General features: G+C 46.2%; 14 protein-coding genes. 3 read left to right on the forward strand and 11 right to left on the reverse strand.

Annotation, left to right across the window (positions count from 1 at the left end):
- Positions 1-47 precede the first annotated feature (47 nt).
- From astB to JHD44_RS00020, 4 genes are read right to left on the reverse strand one after another with little or no spacing between them, the layout of a single operon-like run.
- Positions 48-1,397, reverse strand: coding sequence for an N-succinylarginine dihydrolase (gene astB, locus JHD44_RS00005; protein ID WP_199459845.1), 1,350 nt, complete (start codon positions 1,395-1,397; stop codon positions 48-50).
- 26 nt (positions 1,398-1,423) lie between these two features.
- Entirely contained in the window at positions 1,424-2,896 is a 1,473-nt protein-coding gene (gene astD, locus JHD44_RS00010; RefSeq protein ID WP_199459846.1) for a succinylglutamate-semialdehyde dehydrogenase, read from the reverse strand.
- Between the two features lie 27 nt (positions 2,897-2,923).
- Complete coding sequence (gene astA / locus JHD44_RS00015; RefSeq protein WP_199459848.1) at positions 2,924-3,967, reverse strand: arginine N-succinyltransferase; 1,044 nt, start codon at positions 3,965-3,967, stop codon at positions 2,924-2,926.
- Between the two features lie 51 nt (positions 3,968-4,018).
- Positions 4,019-5,032 carry an arginine N-succinyltransferase gene (locus JHD44_RS00020; protein WP_199459850.1) on the reverse strand — a complete coding sequence of 338 codons (1,014 nt, stop codon included), beginning with the start codon at positions 5,030-5,032 and terminating at the stop codon, positions 4,019-4,021.
- Between the two features lie 135 nt (positions 5,033-5,167).
- Here JHD44_RS00020 and JHD44_RS00025 point away from each other — a divergent pair, with 135 nt between their 5' ends.
- Positions 5,168-5,410: a DUF1653 domain-containing protein gene (locus JHD44_RS00025; RefSeq protein WP_199459851.1), complete on the forward strand. Its 243-nt coding sequence runs from the start codon at positions 5,168-5,170 to the stop codon at positions 5,408-5,410.
- A gap of 52 nt (positions 5,411-5,462) precedes the next feature.
- Here JHD44_RS00025 and JHD44_RS00030 read toward each other — a convergent pair whose 3' ends face one another.
- The 4 genes from JHD44_RS00030 to JHD44_RS00045 form a co-directional block, all read right to left on the reverse strand.
- A complete protein-coding gene (locus tag JHD44_RS00030; protein ID WP_199459853.1) occupies positions 5,463-6,833 on the reverse strand; it encodes a YjiH family protein in 1,371 nt (456 codons plus the stop codon).
- A gap of 252 nt (positions 6,834-7,085) precedes the next feature.
- Positions 7,086-8,063 (reverse strand): LysR family transcriptional regulator, encoded by a 978-nt coding sequence (locus tag JHD44_RS00035; RefSeq protein ID WP_199459855.1) that lies wholly within the window; start codon positions 8,061-8,063, stop codon positions 7,086-7,088.
- A 50-nt stretch (positions 8,064-8,113) separates the two neighbouring features.
- The gene (locus JHD44_RS00040) at positions 8,114-11,191 is read right to left on the reverse strand and encodes an efflux RND transporter permease subunit (RefSeq protein WP_199459857.1); all 3,078 of its coding nucleotides are present in this window, start codon (positions 11,189-11,191) and stop codon (positions 8,114-8,116) included.
- A 1-nt stretch (position 11,192) separates the two neighbouring features.
- Positions 11,193-12,299 carry an efflux RND transporter periplasmic adaptor subunit gene (locus JHD44_RS00045; protein ID WP_199459858.1) on the reverse strand — a complete coding sequence of 369 codons (1,107 nt, stop codon included), beginning with the start codon at positions 12,297-12,299 and terminating at the stop codon, positions 11,193-11,195.
- Between the two features lie 372 nt (positions 12,300-12,671).
- Here JHD44_RS00045 and JHD44_RS00050 point away from each other — a divergent pair, with 372 nt between their 5' ends.
- Both JHD44_RS00050 and JHD44_RS00055 read left to right on the forward strand, forming a co-directional pair.
- Positions 12,672-13,280 carry an alpha/beta hydrolase gene (locus JHD44_RS00050; RefSeq protein WP_199459860.1) on the forward strand — a complete coding sequence of 203 codons (609 nt, stop codon included), beginning with the start codon at positions 12,672-12,674 and terminating at the stop codon, positions 13,278-13,280.
- A gap of 18 nt (positions 13,281-13,298) precedes the next feature.
- A complete protein-coding gene (locus JHD44_RS00055) occupies positions 13,299-13,595 on the forward strand; it encodes a DUF1289 domain-containing protein (protein ID WP_199459862.1) in 297 nt (98 codons plus the stop codon).
- On the opposite strand, the gene radA is transcribed toward JHD44_RS00055, so the two are convergent.
- From radA to JHD44_RS00070, 3 genes are all read right to left on the reverse strand, one after another.
- On the reverse strand, positions 13,592-14,977 hold the full coding sequence (radA, locus tag JHD44_RS00060; RefSeq protein WP_199459864.1) for a DNA repair protein RadA: 1,386 nt from the start codon (positions 14,975-14,977) through the stop codon (positions 13,592-13,594). The genes JHD44_RS00055 and radA overlap by 4 nt on opposite strands.
- Before the next feature lie 86 nt (positions 14,978-15,063).
- Entirely contained in the window at positions 15,064-16,599 is a 1,536-nt protein-coding gene (locus JHD44_RS00065) for a bifunctional GNAT family N-acetyltransferase/carbon-nitrogen hydrolase family protein (protein ID WP_199459866.1), read from the reverse strand.
- A 140-nt stretch (positions 16,600-16,739) separates the two neighbouring features.
- Positions 16,740-18,002, reverse strand: a complete 1,263-nt coding sequence (locus tag JHD44_RS00070) for an ammonium transporter (protein WP_199459868.1) — start codon at positions 18,000-18,002, stop codon at positions 16,740-16,742.
- Between the last annotated feature and the right edge of the window lie 9 nt (positions 18,003-18,011).

Raw genomic sequence — 18,011 nt, forward strand, 5'->3', positions numbered from 1 at the left:
ACGATCTTACATGCCCAAATGCCGTTCCCGCGGAAACCGCGGTGACATTATGCTTGTTGGAACTCGTAAACGCTGCCTAACCGTAGTATTTGAGTGAGTTCGTCCAGTGCTTGGCGCGATTCCATTAGTAGGCTTGGATCTGCTAAGTCTGCTTCCACCAAACGATCTCGGTAATGTTTCTCTACCCAAGACGTTAGTGAGTTGTATAGAGCATCATTCATCAAGGTCGCTGGGTTTACGGCTGCAACTTCTTCCGCTGTCATGGCTACTCGAAGACGCAAACATGCAGGTCCACCACCATTGCTCATACTCTGTTTCAAGTCGAACACTTGGACTTCTTTGATGGGCGTATCTTGCTGGATAAGCTTCTGTAAGTAGCTCCACACACGCTCATTTTGCTGCACTTCGCCAGGTACGATCAGTGTCATGGTGCCATCTGTTTTGCTCAATAGTTGGCTATTGAAAAGGTAAGATTGCACACAGTCTTCTACCGACACTTCGTTATTAGGTACTTCTACAAAGTAAAGCGTCTTCTCTTGATCGCCCCAAGCTTGACGTAAGTCGGCTTGCATTTGCGCCGTATCAAGGAAGGCTTTCTCATGATAAAAGTGCACATTGCCATTACCAACAGCGATCACATCGTTGTGGAAGACGCCTGCATCAATCACATCTGGATGCTGCTGAACGAACACCGCTCCATGATCTGATAGGCCATGATTCCTTGCGACCGCCTGAGAAGCTTCCAAGGTGTGGCGCGCAGGGAAACGTTGTGGGCGTGCCATGGCGGTGTTAAATGCAGACATGCCATAGACAAATAATTCGACACCTGGTTTGCCATAGTCTGAGCAGAAACGAGTGTGGTTGGCCGCCCCTTCATCACCAAAGTGATCCACGCTAGGCAGAGCCGGGTGATGCGCAAAACGCGCTTGATCAGGGAAGGTGGCTTGTAAAATACGCCCCGTCACGGTGTGCTCAATGGAACGGTGAAACTTATTTACAAGGTTGGCTGGCGTAAAGTGTACACGGCCATCCTTAGTGTCGGCACTTGGCGATACAGTGGCCGCATTGGCTGTCCACATACAGGAAGCCGAGCTTACCGCAGCCAAAAGCTTTGGTGCTTTGCTAACCGCTTCTGCGAGAACCTGTTGATCTGTCCCAGTAAAGCCTAACGCTCGTAATGTTGGGATGTGTGGGCGTTCATGAGGAGCCAAAACCCCTTGTACAAATCCCATGTCTGTCAGAGCTTTCATTTTGGTTAACCCTTGCAGCGCAGCGGCTTTAGGGTTGGATGGTTTGGCAGAGTTCAGGGATGATGCCACGTTACCGTAGGATAAGCCGCTGTAGTTGTGAGTGGGTCCCACTAAACCATCAAAGTTGGCTTCGATTGCTGGTTTCATAATTACCTCTAAGATTGATGATACGACTACAGAGTTAAGCCATTGGGTAAAGTATCAGGAACGTTCAATGCCTCTACTTCGATGCTTGCTACTGGGTATGCACAGTAGTCAGCCGCGTAGTAAGCACTTGCTCTATGGTTGCCGCTGGCGCCGGTACCACCGAATGGGGCAGCGCTAGACGCACCTGTCGTCTGACGGTTCCAGTTGATGATGCCTGCACGTGAATGTTGCAAGAACCATTCGTATTCACTGCGTTCATCGGACAAAATGCCCGCCGATAAGCCAAAGCGAGTACGGTTTGCAATGTCCATCGCCTGTTCCATGGAGTCATAGCGAATCACAGTGAGCAGTGGGCCAAAGTATTCTAAATCTGGTAGTTCGGACAGAATGCTGGTGGCATCAACAATGCCTGGTGTGACAAAGCCAGTATTTGCATCACCACGGTTCATAGGCACGACAGGTTCGGCACCTAGCGTCACAAGTTTTAGGTAGTTTTGTAGCAAAGCATCGGCTGCTTTAGCTGAGACTACTGGCCCCATAAATGGCTGTGGATCAGCGTCGAATCGGTCAACGTTCAGAGCTTTAGTGGCAGTGGCTAGTTGAGCAAGAATCGCATCACCATGAGCCCCCTTTGGTAGCAACAGACGACGGGCACAGGTGCAGCGTTGGCCAGCAGATAAAAAGGCTGACTGGATGATTTCATAGACCACTGCGCGGATATCTTGTGTCTTTTCAGAAACAAGCAGAGGGTTATTGCCGCCCATTTCAAGGGCTAGGATTTTGCCCGGATGACCTGAGAATTGTTTATGCAACACATGACCCACTTCAGGGCTACCAGTGAAGAAAAGACCATCGATATCATCATGGTTAGCTAGGGCAATCCCTGTTTCGCGCTCACCTTGTACCATGTTCAAAACGCCCGCAGGAATCCCTGCTTGGTGCCACAACTGCAATACCAAGTCTGACACGGCTGGTGTTAGCTCACTGGGTTTAAATACAATGGTGTTACCTGCGATTAAAGCAGGCACAATGTGCCCATTGGGTAAGTGTGCAGGGAAGTTATAAGGGCCAAAAACAGCGACAACACCATGTGGACGGTGACGTAATACCGCTGTGGCTCCCGGCATGTCACTGGATTTTGTGCCAGTACGTTCGTTGTAGGCCTGCTTTGAAATTCCAACTTTGCCAATCATTGCAGCCACTTCGGTACGGGTTTCCCAGATAGGTTTACCGGTTTCACGACTGATCAGTGTCGCGATGGCTTCAGTGTTCTCTTTCACTAATTCAGCAAAGCGATCAATGATACTAAGGCGTTCTTCGATTGGGCGGTTAGCCCAAGCTGGGAAAGCTTGGCGAGCGCTAGTGATCGCTTGGTCTACTTGCTCAGCTGAAGCACCGTTACCTTGCCACACTTGGCTACTATCCGCAGAGTCAGTGGAGGTAAATGCTGGGCCGTTGCCTTGGACCCATTGTTGATTGATGTAATGTTGCTGTTTCATGCTAGCTCCTTAACTTAAATCTTGGCTTTAGTGGCGAGTATGCGAATGTAATTCCACGATACGAATAGGCTCTTTGTGTTGGACTTTGAGAGCATCCGCTTCTTCCTGTGTTAGCACTAACCCACTACCTGGAGGTGAAGCGCGTTGAATGAGAATGCAGCGGAAGTCTTCAAGCTTCGCATTGGACACTAAGTAATAAATGCCTTCTCCAGTATTCTTTGGCTCACCAACTGTGGCCAGTACTAGGCGGCTATCTCGTACGGCTCGGATATCTTCAATTCGCGCTTCAAGAGTCGGGCCACCATCAAAAATATCGACGTAGTTTTCAAAGCGGAACCCTTCTTGCTCTAGTAGGCGGCGAGCAGGCTCAGTGTTTCTATGAACTTTGCCCAGTACATCGCGCGCTTCTTGAGGTAGTAAGTTCACGTAAACAGGATTATTCGGCATCAGTTCAGCGATAAATTGTTTGTTACCTTGGGCAGTCAGCTCATCTGCTCTTTCAAAGTCGATAGAAAAGAACTGGCGACCTAGGCTTTCCCAAAGAGGAGATACGCCTTGTTCATCACAAACACCACGCATTTCAGCAAAGATTTTTTCAGTAAATCGCTCAGGAAATTGAGCAAGGAACATAAAGCGACATTTCGACAGTAATTGTCCATTACGTGAATGGCGGTAGTTTTCTTCTAAAAAGAGCGTGCAGACTTCACTTACACCGGTAAAGTCATTATTCAGTATTAAGGTTGGATGAATATTATGGATGCCCAGCTCTCGAGAAGAGTGCGTAATCGTACCAATATGATAGCTGTAAAACGGTTCGTCTAAACCTACCGTGGCAAGCAGCCCAGAGGTGCCAACAATAGCCCCTGTTTCTGTGTCTTCCAACACAAATAGGTAAGATTCATTGCCTGGAGCAGGAATCGTTTCTTTTTTAAATGAGTACTCAGACAACTCAATCTTACGTTTAAGAATCTCTTCATCTGCTACCAGTGAAGTAAAGCCCACACCTGTTAGGGCTGCCAGGCGATAAAGCTCTTCCAAATCATCTTTGCGAATTGAGCGTATAACCATCATAGTGGTGTTCCTCGTAATACTTCAAAAAGGGCGTTGATACGCCTTCTAACATTAAAATTTAGACCATTGAATTAGGCTACCCGAGTGGATGCCTAGACAGTCTTGAATATTTTCATTTAATACTAGACCTGCCACTTGAGACTCGGCTTGTGCGCAAGTCACCCGAAAATCAGACAGGTGTCCGGCAGCAACGAGGAAAGACTCTTCGCTGCTGAAATTTGGATCAATCAGGGCTTTTCCTTGGCGTTGATCGGAAACGGTTTTTAAGTCTGAAACTCTCGCTTCAATGGTTGGGCCCGCGTCAAATGGATCAACATAATCTCGGAAGACAAAGCCTTCTTCTAACAAGATGTTTGCGACTTGCTCCGAGTCTTGATGAATGACGCCAATACATTCTTGGGCTTCTTCAGGAAGAGTAGGCACATAAATCGGGTAACGGGGCATGAGCTCTGCGATGAAGAGTTTATTGCTGATGCCTGAAAGGTAGTCCGCTTTTTTGAAGTCCATACTGAAGAAGTGGCGACCGAGGGCCTCCCAAAAAGCTGAGTAGCCTTTATGATCACTTTCACCGCGAATTTCTGCGAAGACTTTGTGTGTGAAACGATCTGGATGGCGTGCAATAAACAATAAACGTGCTCTGGAAAGTAATGATAAGGCTTCTTCATTTTGATGAGCCTTATCTAAAACCATAGCGTTTAAGCGACTCGTACCGCTGTAGTCTTGGCACAAAAACAGAGCGGGTATGCGGTTATGAATCTGCAGTTGTGGTGAGGCGTGTACCACATCGTCGATGCGGTAGCTGTAGAATGGTGCATCGACGCCGACCATTGCATCGATTGAACATGTGCCAACGATCTCTTGAGTTTCCTGCTCAACCATGACGAATAGGTATGACTCGTTACCAGGCTGTACCACGTCCGTAAGCAGAGATTGACGAGATGTTGCGATTTTATCGTTCAAGCGCTCACGATTTGCGGGGAAGTTGGTAATACCAATCCCTGCATGGCGAGCCAAGCGCTCTAAAGCGGGTAAATCCGGGAAATCTGCTGGTCTGACTAAATACACCTAGACGCTCCTTATGGATAAGCGGACAATACATCTATTATCGTTAATGGTTTGAAATTACGGTAGTTGCAAAGTTTCGTAATTGCGACCTTGCGTTCAAAAACTGAGACATTCTACGTCGAATTTAGGTAAATAATGAAAAAAGCAACGTTAAAGCCAGGTGTGTACCGTCATTACAAAGGCGCGGAATATTGGGTCGAACGTGTGGCAAAACACAGCGAAACAGAAGAAGAACTGGTGGTATACCAAGCTCTATATGGTGATTACAGTTGGTGGGTAAGACCTAAAGGTATGTTTCTAGAAAGTGTTGAGATAGAAGGGGAACTTATTCCTAGGTTTGATTGGATTCGTGCCGAGTATGATCCCTCGTCTAAATAAATAGTCTCTGCTGAAAAGGGCTCTAAATAGAGCCCTTTCTATTGCTTGTAATCTAAAACACCAGATGCGCGACACCAGCAATCACAGGCAGTGTGATCAAGGTGCGTAAGATAAAGATGACAAACATTTCCAGTAAGTTGATTGGGATTCGGCTACCCAGAATCAAAGCACCGACTTCTGATAAATAGATCAGCTGAGTAATGGAAACCGCGGCAATAACAAATCGTGTCATTTCATTATCAATGGACGCCGCCATAATAGATGGAATAAACATATCTGCAAAGCCTACCACTAGGGTTTCAGAAGCCTTTACCGCTTCTGGTACCGATAGTAGCTCTAGCAGTGGAATGAACGGCTGGCCTAGAATACTGAAGATACTGGTGTTTTCTGCCACAACTAATGCCAATGTGCCAATTGCCATGACAACAGGTAAAACGCAAAAGACCATTTCAGCGGCATTTTTAGCACCATCGACAAGTACTGCTTTGGCACCACGACTTTGTTCAGCTCGAGCGATAGCGCCCTGAATGCCTAGTCGCCAAAGTTCTCCTAGGGATTTGTTCGCTAATTCACATGTTTCGGCTTGTTCACCATTTAGGTAGGCATTGGCTTTCCAGCGCAAAGGAGGAAGTCTTGGGATGATCAAAGCCGCGATAAATCCAGCTAATGATACAGCAAAGTAAAAGGGTAGAAATAAGTGCTCTAATTCGACCTGTGACACGACAACTAAGGCAAAGCTGATGGAGACCGCAGAAAATGTCGTAGCAATAACAGCCGCTTCACGCTTGGTATACATGTTTTGTTCATACTGCTGACTGGTAAGCATGATTCCAACGGTACCGTCTCCTAACCAAGAAGTAATACAGTCTATGGAAGAGCGGCCAGGTAGGTTAAACAGCGGACGCATAATTTTACTCATTAAACTCCCCGCCAGTTCCAGTAAACCAAAATCCAGTAATAGAGGCAGAAGTAAACCTGCAAATAAGAACACTGATAGTAAAGTAGGCATCAGTTCGTTCAATACCAAACCACCGGTATACTCGTGCCAAATCAGCTCTGGCCCGATACCATTGACAGTCATCATCGCAAAAACAGCCCCGAGAACCCGTAAGATCAGCCACGGGTAACTGGTAAGGAACAACGTGCTAATAAGTGCTTTGTCATGAAGTGGTTTAAATACCGTGGTGATCACGGATAGAGAGGCTGCAATGCAAATTAACCCCGTCACAACACTTGGAGCGGATGTTCCCAGTAGTGCTTTAAATTCGCTGGCAAGTATCGCAATGGGAATGGTGACACCGTCTTCGTAAGCAATGGGTGTCATGAACAAGAGTAGGCCTAGCAGAGATGGGATGATAAACATCCAAATGCTGGCGCGATTTGTACTAGCGTCTTCGTAAGAGGCGCTGACTTTATTCGGCATCTTGTGGTCCTTTTCCTAATGATTCTTTTAATAATTTTCGGTGGGGCAATACTAACTTTCGAAGCTGTGATGGCAATTTATTTCAAGTAATGCGATCAAAAAACGTTATTTTTGGTCGCATTATCAAAGGTTTTTAAGAGATGTCGAGAAAAGTTATAAAAAATTGACTGATTGGTTAAGGGTTATGCGGTGTCACAAAAAAAGAGCTTCCAAAGAAGCTCTTTTTACAACCTCAAATACATTAATAAGTCATTACTCGTGGTTAAAGACCCATGGCGAGGAATGCATAAAGGAGAGTACTTGCTCCCTAAACCAACGGTGTGCTGGATCTTTATCAAAACGCTCATGCCAACATAGTTGGATTGGATGACGTCCATTATATGGATCTGCTTCTACCGCATCAGCAGGTAAAGGCAACACTTTGACGTTAGAGAAACCTTCTTTACAAGATGAAATATTCGAGAACATGGTGCCTAATTGGGCGGACCCGATTAAAGCCATACCACGCTTAACGGCTTCGATGGCTACAGCGATGCTGTCTGTTTCAATTTTAGGCTCAATAACGTAACCAATTTTTTCGAGCTTCTCTATGGTGACACTGGTGGTCGCGCTGTGAAAACTTCGAATATTAAAGACCACCATTTTATGATCTAGTAAGTCTTTTAAAAGAACTTCATCTTGAAAGTATAAAGGGTGAGCTTCACTCAAAATGACGCAGGCATCCATAGTACCAATCATTTTACTGCGAATATTATTCGGAGTAGATTCGGCATTTATGATGCCAACATCGGCACCGTTGAGCAGGTCATCGAAGCCATCATCGCTCCAGTTACTGGTCATTAGGCGAATGTTAGGTGCTTGATAGTGAAGCATCGCCAAAAGCGGTTCAATAAACGTTAGCAGTAGCTCTTCATCCGCTTTGATACTAAAGCGGCGCTTTAAAGTCGCCTGATCAAAGTGAGTGGGCTGAAGCAGGTTAGACATTGAACCTAAGATTGGGGTGATTTGTTCATGTAGCTCATAAGCACGCGAAGTAGGGCTCAGACCATAAGCTTGTCGGGTGAAAAGAGGGTCTTTGAAAAGTTCACGTAGGCGCTGTAGAGATTTACTCAAAGCAGGTTGGGTAACACCCAATCGTTCTGCTGCTCTAGAAACACTGCACTCTTCTAATATGACTTCGAATGATACCAAGAGTTTGATATCGAGTTTTAGTAGATCGTTTATTTGCATCGTTTTATCCAAAATACCTCAGCTCCTTAGGAGCTGAGGTAACAGTGCGATTAACTGTTAAAATCGCTCATTTTTCGATACTTCACTCGATGCAAGATTACGTAGAAAACAGGCACTGCAATTAACGTTAGGATAGTTGCGAATCCTAACCCAAATGCAATCACCACGGCCATTCCTTCGAAAAATGCATCATACAGTAGCGGTACCATCCCAAGGATGGTGGTAATGGCTGCCATACAGACAGGTCTTACACGGCTGACTGCTGATCTGAAGATCGCTTCATAGGTTTCCGTTCCTTGTGCGAGTTCATAATTGATTTGATCTGCTAGAACAATACCGTTTTTCACAATCATTCCAGACAAACTCAAGAAGCCAAGCAGCGCCATAAAGCTAAACGCGGCATTCATGATAAGTAGGCCTGATGAAACACCGATCAAAGCTAGCGGTACACAGAACCAAATAACGAGAGGTACACGCACAGAGTTAAACAACAATATGGTAATGATAAACATGAACAAGTAGCCCATGGGAAGCGACGTAAAGATGTTTGCTTGCGCATCCGTACTACTTTCATATTCTCCCCCCCATTCCATGCTATATCCTGGAGATAAAGGAATATTTTCGACTTCTGCACGAATGCGACCAAATACGGCCATCGCGGTTTCATCCCCTAAAATAAGCGGATCAGCCTTGACGGTAATGGTGCGCTTACGATCACGACGCTCAATGATTGGGTCTTCCCAAACGGTTTCAAAGCCATCCACGAGGTTCGAGACCGACACGTAAGCGCCAGTGGTTGGGCTATAAATCTGTAGATCTCGAACTTGGTCAATCGAAACACGCTCGTTTTCAGGTACGGTTTGAATGATTGGCAATAAATCTGTGCCATCACGATACGTACCAATTTGAGAACCTGTAAAGTTTGTGAGTAGCACTTCGTCTAGGTCACTCTTATTGATGCCTAAGCGTCTTGCTTGAGCGTCATTGAAGATAGGACGAAGCACTTTGACCGGTTGACGCCAATCGTCTTTGATATTCTCAAGGCCGCCATCAGCACGGTAGATTTCCTGTACCTGAGCGCTTAACTGACGCAACACCTCTGGGTCAGGACCACTGAATCGAGCTTCAATTTTGGCACCTGTTGAGGGGCCTAATTGCAAACGCTGTAGCTTAAATTCAATGTCCGGATACTTAGCCGACATGCGCTGGTAGATGTCTTCCATCAATGGTGGAATATCATCACCTGTTTTAGCTCGGACAATAAACTGAGCATAACTGGTATCAGTTTGTTCCGCTTCATAGGTCAGCATGAAACGCAGAGCCCCTTGGCCCGTTGTACTGGTAATAAACTCGATTCGTTCATCCCCAAGTAAATCAGCCTCAATTTCATTCACCTTATCGTAGGTCGCATTAATATGCGTTCCCTCTGGCATATTGATATCAAGGTAGAACATGGGTGTCGTGGATGGTGGGAAGAAAGCTTGTTTAACAAACTGAAACGCCCAGCCTGAAACAAATAGTGCGCCGACCAGACAAATCACAGTTAACCAACGGAAATGCATGGCTTTGTCGAGTAGCCATTTGTAGCCAACGAATAAAAAGCCTTTGTAAGGGTCTTGCTCTTCCTCTGCTTCCATCGCTTCCTTGTTTTCTTTGAAAAACAGGTCGCAAAAGAAAGGTGTCAGTGTGATGGCTGTTACCCAACTTAGCATGAGGGAAATCAGTAATACATAGAACAATGAGCCTACGAATTCACCGACAGAGTCAGGTGATAGACCAATAGGAGCAAATGCAGTCACGGCAATGACGGTGGCGCCGAGTAATGGCCACTTAGTTTGTTTCACCACACTGGAAGCGGCTTCAAACTTACTTTGTCCTTTGTGTAAACCGATTAAAATCCCTTCGGTAACGACAATAGCGTTATCTACCAACATCCCTAAGGCGATGATAAGCCCCCCTAAAGAGATACGTTGTAGGTTAATGCTAAAGTATTCCATGACAATAAAGGTGCCAAGGATGGTGAGCAGCAAGATTAAACCAATCAAGATGCCTGAGCGTACGCCCATAAATACCAGCAGGACCAAAATAACAATGCCAACGGCTGCAGCAAGGTTAGATAAAAAGTTTGTGACAGACTTTTCAACTTCCTTAGACTGGAAATACACCGTGTCCATGCTCATGCCAACTGGCTGTTGGTACTCTAACTCGTGAAGACGAGCTTCGATATGCTTACCAACGTCCACTACGTTGACGTTGTTACTAAAAGAGATCCCCAGAAGTAGAGAGCTAGCACCATTAAAGTTAACCATGTGCGTCTGTGGGTCTTCGTACTCACGCTTTACAGTAGCCACATCGCTTAGACGAATTAAGTTACCTTGCCCTGGTGTACCAACAATCAGGTTCTCTAACTCTGAAATATCATTAAATTCACCCGTTGGGCTGATACGGATATAGTCCGTCCCCACTTGTACCTTTCCAGCATTAGATACCACGTTCTGATTGGCCAACAGAGACTGAAGCTGACTCGGGGAAACCCCCATGGTGGCTAGCTTAGAGCGAGAAATCTCGATGGTCACTTGCTCAGCTTGTTCTGCCGCCACTTCAACTTTGGCCACACCATCCACTAGAACTAACTCACGTTTTACGTAATCAACGTAGTTTTCGAGGTCTTTATACGGATAACCTTCACCATGAACGGCCAGCATAATGCCATACACATCGCCAAAGTCGTCGACCACGACGGGTGTTGAAACGCCGCTTGGGAAGCTCCCTTGCATGTCTCGTATCTTCTTGCGCACCTCGTCCCAAATTTGCTTGAGCTGTTCGGCACGGTAAGTGTCTTTAATGGTGATTTGTACTTTGGAGTAGCCAGCCTTAGACGTCGATTTTATTTCATCTACGTAGGGTAGGTTTTGCAATTCCAGCTCAATAGGGTAGGTAACTTCTTCTTCTACCTGCTCTGGGCTTGCACCTGGGTATTGGGTAATCACCAAAGCGTCTTTAATGGTAAATTCAGGGTCTTCCAATTGGCCCAATTTGGTAAAGGCAAGGGCTCCACCGATTAGCAAAATCAGTGTGACGAGCCAACTAGAGACTTTCCGTTCAATAAAATAGCCAGCAATATTCAACTTAGATTCCTCGCTCTCGCTTCCATGGACGTACCTTTTGATCCGCGGTTAAACCGTATACACCAGCAGCAACAACTTGTTCGCCTGGGTTAATACCAGAGAGGATTTCAATGCTGTCTTGGGTCATATCACCTAAGGTAACGGGACGTGGAGTAACAGTGCCTTGCTCTACGTTATAGACCCAGACAATACTCTGACTACTACCTTCGCTACCTTGATGACGCATAACGGCTTCAATGGGGACCGTCATATGAGTTGGCTTACCGCTGATTTTGCTAATATCTAGATCGACAGTAGCTGTCATGCCCGGTAACAGGTTGATATTGGCTTTATCAGTATGCAGTAATGAAATGGTCGCATCGTAAGATTTCGTAGTGCTATCTGGGGTGGTGCGATGCTCTTTGTAGACACCTTCAAAGGTTTGAGATGGAACGGCATCGATGGAAACGGTTGGATGGTACTGTAAAGCAACCTTTTGGATGTTCGCCACTAAACGTTCTGGGATTTGGAACTCAACATCCATTTGTTCAATGTTTTGAATGTGCAAAATAGTTTGTGTAGCGCCAACGTACTCATAGTTTTCAATACTTAATGAAGCAATGACACCGTCATATGGGGCGCGTAGAACACTGTAATTTAACTGATTTTTAGCACTCTCTAGAGCGTTTGCCGTTTGGTCTAAGGTGGCTTTTGCTTCATCAAATTGTGCTTGGGTGGTTGCTTTGCGAGAGAGCATTGTTTTAATACGATCGAACTGTGCTTTGGCTAGTTTGTAGTTGGCTTCGGATAGTTCTACTTGCAGTTGGTAATCGGTTGGATCAAGCGAAGCGAGTACTTGCCCGCGCTTGACGCGCTGACCTTCTTTTACGTCCAACTTAGTTACTTGTCCACCAACACGGAAGGCTAAATCCGCTTCATCACTGGCTTTTAATTCAGCAGGGAAATGTCGAATGCTGACCAAGTCTGTTGCATTTACCGTGAAAAGTTTGACTGGGCGAATGACGGCTTCAGCTTGCTGCGGGGCTTCTTCTGAACCGCAAGCAGTCAATAATAATGCACTTGTTAGAGCAAGTACGATGGGCTTTAAGCCTAGGAATGGGCGAACCATGAATCCTCCATGAGAATTGAATAATTGGACAAGAATAACTCGATTTTATATCTATTCTTGGGTGTTATGAATTTTCTAATTGCTATGCAAGATATTCCTTATGATTATAGATGTGTAAAACTGATAGTTAATGTGATTATAGCTTTGCTGTAAAAATAGCAACTTGTCTGTTGGGGTAGGCTGTGAACAATGAAGATAAATCTTTACGCTTTTACTGGAAAAACTGTCGCCCTCATGACAGTTAAGAAGATAAAAAATAAATAAAATGACGTAAGTTATGCTCTACTGGTAAGGAATCGTTAATAGAGTTTAAAGAATGCTGGCACTATCAGAGAGGCATTCTTCTATTTATGTAAAGGGGTTGAGCCTGAAATGATGGCCGTAAAAACGCATTTTGCTTTAGGAATAGGGATTTGTTTGGCTCTTTTAACGGGCTGTACTGGTGTTCACACTCAAAGAGGTATCCCTGCTTTGAGTGTGGAGGGTGAGAGGTTGTCATTATTTGTTGAGGACAACAAATTGTACCTCTCGGGTGTGCTAAGAGGAGCATTACCTAAACAACTTAAATCCGTCTTGAGTGAATATCCAAACGTAACGGACTTGGTGCTAGTTGATGTACCAGGTTCAACAGACCAGCTTGCCGTTATGGAAGCGGCGCGTATGTTACGCTATCTTGAGATGAATACTCACATCGCGAAAACAGGTTATGTGCTATCCGGTGGGGTTGATTTATTTCTCGGTGGCGTTCAGCGCACGATAGGTGCAGGCGCTGGAGTAGGGGTTCATTCTTGGCGTGACACCCAAGATTGGGGAGATGAAATCGATCTTAGTGACCCAGTTCATGCCAGCTATGTGAATTTCTACCTTGAGATGGGCGTACCTGAGCGCTTCTACTGGTTTACATTGGATGCAGCGCCTGCTGAGCGAGTGTACTTTTTATCTCCAGAAGAAATTTACGATTATCAACTGGTCACAGATTAAACTAAGTGGAGGGCCGACATGGAGCAGATCGAATTATTCAGCATCGAGAGTCCATGTCGCGGCATATGTGAAAACAGCCATAAAGGCTATTGCAAAGGCTGCTTGCGTAGTCGAGAAGAGCGATTTCATTGGCATGAGATGAATGAGGTTCAAAAGCGCCATGTCATTCAATTATGCCGAAGCCGCTGGCAACGTATTCTGAAAGCTCGGCAAGATCGCTTGTCCGAGCAAGAGCAAGTCGCAGACAAAGAACTCCCTTATGGCATGCAAAAGGAGGATTTGCCTGACTTGTTCAGTACTCCTGTTACTAACTAGCCAAAGATCGCCTCTAAAGCCTCCGATAAGCGTTCGACCCCTACCACTTCCATGCCTTCTATTGGCTTCTTAGGGCAGTTCGATTTCGGAACAACGGCTCGTTTAAAACCATGTTTAGCGGCTTCACTGATACGCTCTTGGCCAGAAGGAACTGGACGAATTTCTCCAGATAAACCAACCTCACCCAAGACCACTAAATCGTGGGGTAAAACTTGATCTCGAAAGCTTGAGACAACCGCAGCAATGGCAGCAAGATCGGCCGACGTTTCTAAGACTTTTACGCCACCCACCACGTTTAGATAAACGTCTTGATCAGAGGTGAGCAAGCCACCATGCTTGTGAAGAACCGCTAACAGCATCGCCAAACGGTTGTGGTCAAAGCCTACGGTGACGCGACGAGGGTTACCAAAAGCAGACTCATCCACCAGAGCTTGCAGTTCAACCAATAGTGGACGAGTACCTTCCCAGACCACCATAACAAGGCTACCTGCAGCAGGGTGTTTCGAGCGATTCAAAAAGATCGAACTTGGGTTTTTGACTTCTCTTAAGCCGTTTTCCAACATGGCAAAGACCCCCAGCTCATTGACTGCGCCAAAGCGGTTTTTCATCCCGCGAAGAGTACGAAAGCGCGAGTCCTCTGAGCCCTCTAATAGCACGGAACAGTCGACCATATGCTCTAACACTTTCGGTCCAGCCAAGGTGCCATCTTTGGTAACGTGACCAACAAGCAGTACAGTGGTTTGGGTTTGCTTGGCAAAACGTGTCAGTACCGCTGCACTTTCACGCACCTGAGAAACACTGCCCGGTGCTGATTCAATGCCATCCAAATGCATGACTTGGATCGAGTCGATGACCATGACTTTCGGTTTGACCTGATCCGCCACAGCTATGATGCTTTCTACATTGGTTTCAGAAAGCATTTTTAGGTTTTTTGTAGGTAAGCCTAAGCGTTGTGCTCGCATCGCCACTTGCTGTAGGGACTCCTCGCCAGTGACATACATGGCGCTTTGTTGCTGTGCTAACCAACACATGGTTTGTAATAGCAGAGTACTTTTCCCCGCACCTGGATGGCCGCCAATGAGTACCACGCCACCAGGGACAAGGCCGCCCCCTAAGACTCGGTCAAACTCGCTGGCCCCTGAACTAAAGCGCGGTACATCCCCTAAATCGACTTCTGATAAATCTTGGATGCCAGTCGTCGCACCAGCATAGCCTTGGCGACGGGTGTCGCTGGTCGCAGCGACTCGAGCAGAGGTTTTAGATGAACTGACTTTAAATTCTTGGAGGCTGTTCCAGGCGCCACAAGCTTGGCATTGCCCCTGCCATTTTGCGTAGTCGGCACCACACTCGTTACAAACAAAAGCGGATTTTGCTTTAGCCATGAGTTGTTATCCTATTCAGACAAAACGGCCGAGATGAATATCTCGGCCGTTGAAGTGAACGATCTTATGACAAAGATAGTAACACACTAAGCGGAAGGCGTGGTTTTCCAATCGATGCTGTAAAGGTCCAAGCGTCGGTCTTTTAAGTTGTTCACAGAACCTTCGCTACGGACAAATTTAAGCTTATCCAAGTCAAGATCTGAGAACATCAGCATTTCTGTATTCGGTGTGGTTTCTGCCATCACTGCATCGTGAGGGAAAGAAAAGTCTGAAGGGGAGAATACCGCCCCTTGAGAGTATTGAACATCCAAGTTCTCCACCTGTGGCAAATTGCCACAACTACCACAAATCACCACATAACATTCGTTTTCAATGGCGCGAGCTTGAGCACAGCTGCGTACTCGAAGGTAACCATTTTTGGTGTCAGTCCAGAACGGTACAAATAGAATATCCATATCTTGCGACGCAAGGTGACGAGCCAGTTCTGGGAACTCCACGTCATAACAGATCAGAATACCAATGCGACCTGCGTCGGTGTCCCACACTCGTACTTCGTGGCCACCTTCAATGACCCAGTCGCGGCGTTCGTGGGGAGTAATGTGAATCTTGCGTTGCTCTTCGATGGTGCCATCGCGACGACATAAGTAGCTGACGTTGTACATGATGTCGTCTTCAACCACTGGCATCGAGCCAGTAATGACGTTGATGTTGTAACTTACCGCAAGTTGTGACATCTCGCTGACAAAACGCTCGGTGAATGAAGCTAAGAAACGAATCGCTTCCGTTTGGTTGGTTTGGTCAGGCGCAAGTCCCATCAATGGCGCATTAAAGAACTCAGGGAAGAGTGCAAAGTCACTTTTATAGCTTGAGAGTGCATCGATAAAGTACTCAACTTGCTTAAGCAGCTCCTCAACACTGTCGACCTCACGCATCTGCCATTGCACGGCACCGATTCGAACTTGTGTTTTTCGGTACTCTAAAACCGTTGTTTCAGGCTCGTAGAAGATGTTTTTCCACTCAAGCAATGTTGCATAACCACGGGACTTCTCATCTTCAGGAAGATACTTAGAGAGCAGTCGGGTCACTTGGAAATCATTAGACAGCTGGAACGTCAAAATAGGGTCGTATATTTTGCGTTTGTCGACGGCTTCCAAGTACTCTGCTGGGCTCATGCTGTCCGCATGTTGGTAATAATTTGGAATGCGTCCACCGGCTAGAATCGCGATCAGGTTTTCTTGGCGGCAAAGCTCTTTACGGGCTTCGTAAAGACGACGGCCCAAGCGGTAGCCACGGTAATCTGGATCAATCAGTACATCCAGGCCGTATAAAGCATCCCCATTTTCATCGTGGAAAATGCGCTCTCGCTGATCAACAAGGTCATCATACGTATGAGGGTTGCTGAAACGCTGGTAGTTCACTTTCACCGATAGGGCGATACCAACGATTTGGTCGTGATCAACCAAACAAATTTGCCCATCAGGAAGGTCTTTGATCAGCTTGCGGATGGTGTGTTTCGGCCATGAACCGCCAATATCGTGGTAAACACGATCCATCAAGGCTTTTACTTGTGGGTAATCATCCAATGTAAGGTTGCGGATCTTTAAATGTAGATCTTCCAACATACCGTCTCCATAAAGGTGAAAAAGTTAGTGCCACTATAGCGTATTTGTCGGGACGATTTGCACAATTGTTGTGATGCAAATATGAAAAAACCCCCGCCATGGCGAGGGTTCTTCAGAAAGGTTAAATAATCAGACTAGGATTATTTTTTGAACTCTGGGTACGCTTCCATACCACATTCAGAGATATCAACACCTTCGTATTCTTCTTCTTCAGAAACTCGAACACCCATGATTGCTTTGATGACTAACCAAACAACCAAGCTTGATGCGAATACCCATACGAAGATTGTTAGAGCACCTGCGATTTGACCACCGAATGATGCACCATCGTTTGTTAGAGGCACTGCTAGAAGACCCCAAAGACCAACGACACCGTGTACAGAAATTGCACCTACTGGATCGTCAATTTTCAGTTTGTCTAGAGTTAGGATTGATACGACAACGATCAAACCACCCACTACACCGATTAGCGTAGCGCCAAGAGCAGAAGGAGTAGAAGGTTCAGCAGTGATCGCTACAAGACCTGCCAACGCGCCGTTTAGAAGCATAGTTAGGTCAGCTTTGCCGAATAGGATTCGAGCAAGAATCAGTGCACCTACCGCACCACCCGCTGCTGCAGCGTTAGTGTTTAGGAACACCATAGCAACAGAGTTAGCGTTAGCGATATCGCCAAGTTTTAGAACAGAACCACCGTTGAAGCCGAACCAACCCATCCAAAGGATGAATGTACCTAGCGTTGCTAGAGGTAGGTTAGCACCAGGGATCGCACGTACTTCACCGTTAGGGCCGTACTTGCCTTTACGAGCACCTAGTACAATAACACCTGCAAGCGCAGCTGCTGCACCCGCCATGTGTACGATGCCTGAACCAGCGAAGTCAGAGAAGCCCATGTCACCTAGGTTGAACATACCGAATACATCAGCGCCACCCCAAGTCCAAGAACCTTCAAGAGGGTAGATAACACCAGTCATTACCACTGCGAAAGTTAGGAAAGCCCAAAGCTTCATACGCTCAGCAACTGCACCCGATACGATAGACATTGCTGTTGCAACGAATACTACCTGGAAAAAGAAGTCAGAAGCGCCAGAGTAAATAGAACCGCCTTCGAAACCACCTTCACGGCCAGCGAAGTCAGTAAGTGTTGAAGCAACGTCTACGTCTTGGATGCCAGATAGGAACCAAGTGCCACCGTACATGATTGCGTAACCGCAAACTAAGTACATGATACAAGAGATCGCGAATAGCGCGACGTTCTTAGTTAGAATTTCAGTTGTGTTCTTAGCGCGTACAAGGCCTGCTTCTAGCATTGCAAAGCCCGCCGCCATCCACATTACTAATGCACCGCACACCAAGAAGTAGAAGGTGTCCATTGCATACTGTAGGTGAAAAATTTGATCTTGCATGTTTCGCCC

Origin of the sequence: Marinomonas ostreistagni (assembly GCF_016461785.1) — a bacterium.
Classification (GTDB): Bacteria; Pseudomonadota; Gammaproteobacteria; order Pseudomonadales; family Marinomonadaceae; genus Marinomonas; species Marinomonas ostreistagni_A.

What these genes read in the sequence shown, in the direction of transcription:
- JHD44_RS00070 (WP_199459868.1), bottom strand. Translation starts at nt 18,002, where the DNA reads ATGCAAGATCAAATTTTTCACCTACAGTATGCAATGGACACCTTCTAC.
- astA (WP_199459848.1), bottom strand. Translation starts at nt 3,967, where the DNA reads ATGATGGTTATACGCTCAATTCGCAAAGATGATTTGGAAGAGCTTTAT.
- radA (WP_199459864.1), bottom strand. Translation starts at nt 14,977, where the DNA reads ATGGCTAAAGCAAAATCCGCTTTTGTTTGTAACGAGTGTGGTGCCGAC.
- JHD44_RS00030 (WP_199459853.1), bottom strand. Translation starts at nt 6,833, where the DNA reads ATGCCGAATAAAGTCAGCGCCTCTTACGAAGACGCTAGTACAAATCGC.
- JHD44_RS00035 (WP_199459855.1), bottom strand. Translation starts at nt 8,063, where the DNA reads ATGCAAATAAACGATCTACTAAAACTCGATATCAAACTCTTGGTATCA.
- astB (WP_199459845.1), bottom strand. Translation starts at nt 1,397, where the DNA reads ATGAAACCAGCAATCGAAGCCAACTTTGATGGTTTAGTGGGACCCACT.
- JHD44_RS00055 (WP_199459862.1), top strand. Translation starts at nt 13,299, where the DNA reads ATGGAGCAGATCGAATTATTCAGCATCGAGAGTCCATGTCGCGGCATA.
- JHD44_RS00025 (WP_199459851.1), top strand. Translation starts at nt 5,168, where the DNA reads ATGAAAAAAGCAACGTTAAAGCCAGGTGTGTACCGTCATTACAAAGGC.
- JHD44_RS00065 (WP_199459866.1), bottom strand. Translation starts at nt 16,599, where the DNA reads ATGTTGGAAGATCTACATTTAAAGATCCGCAACCTTACATTGGATGAT.
- JHD44_RS00050 (WP_199459860.1), top strand. Translation starts at nt 12,672, where the DNA reads ATGATGGCCGTAAAAACGCATTTTGCTTTAGGAATAGGGATTTGTTTG.
- JHD44_RS00045 (WP_199459858.1), bottom strand. Translation starts at nt 12,299, where the DNA reads ATGGTTCGCCCATTCCTAGGCTTAAAGCCCATCGTACTTGCTCTAACA.
- astD (WP_199459846.1), bottom strand. Translation starts at nt 2,896, where the DNA reads ATGAAACAGCAACATTACATCAATCAACAATGGGTCCAAGGCAACGGC.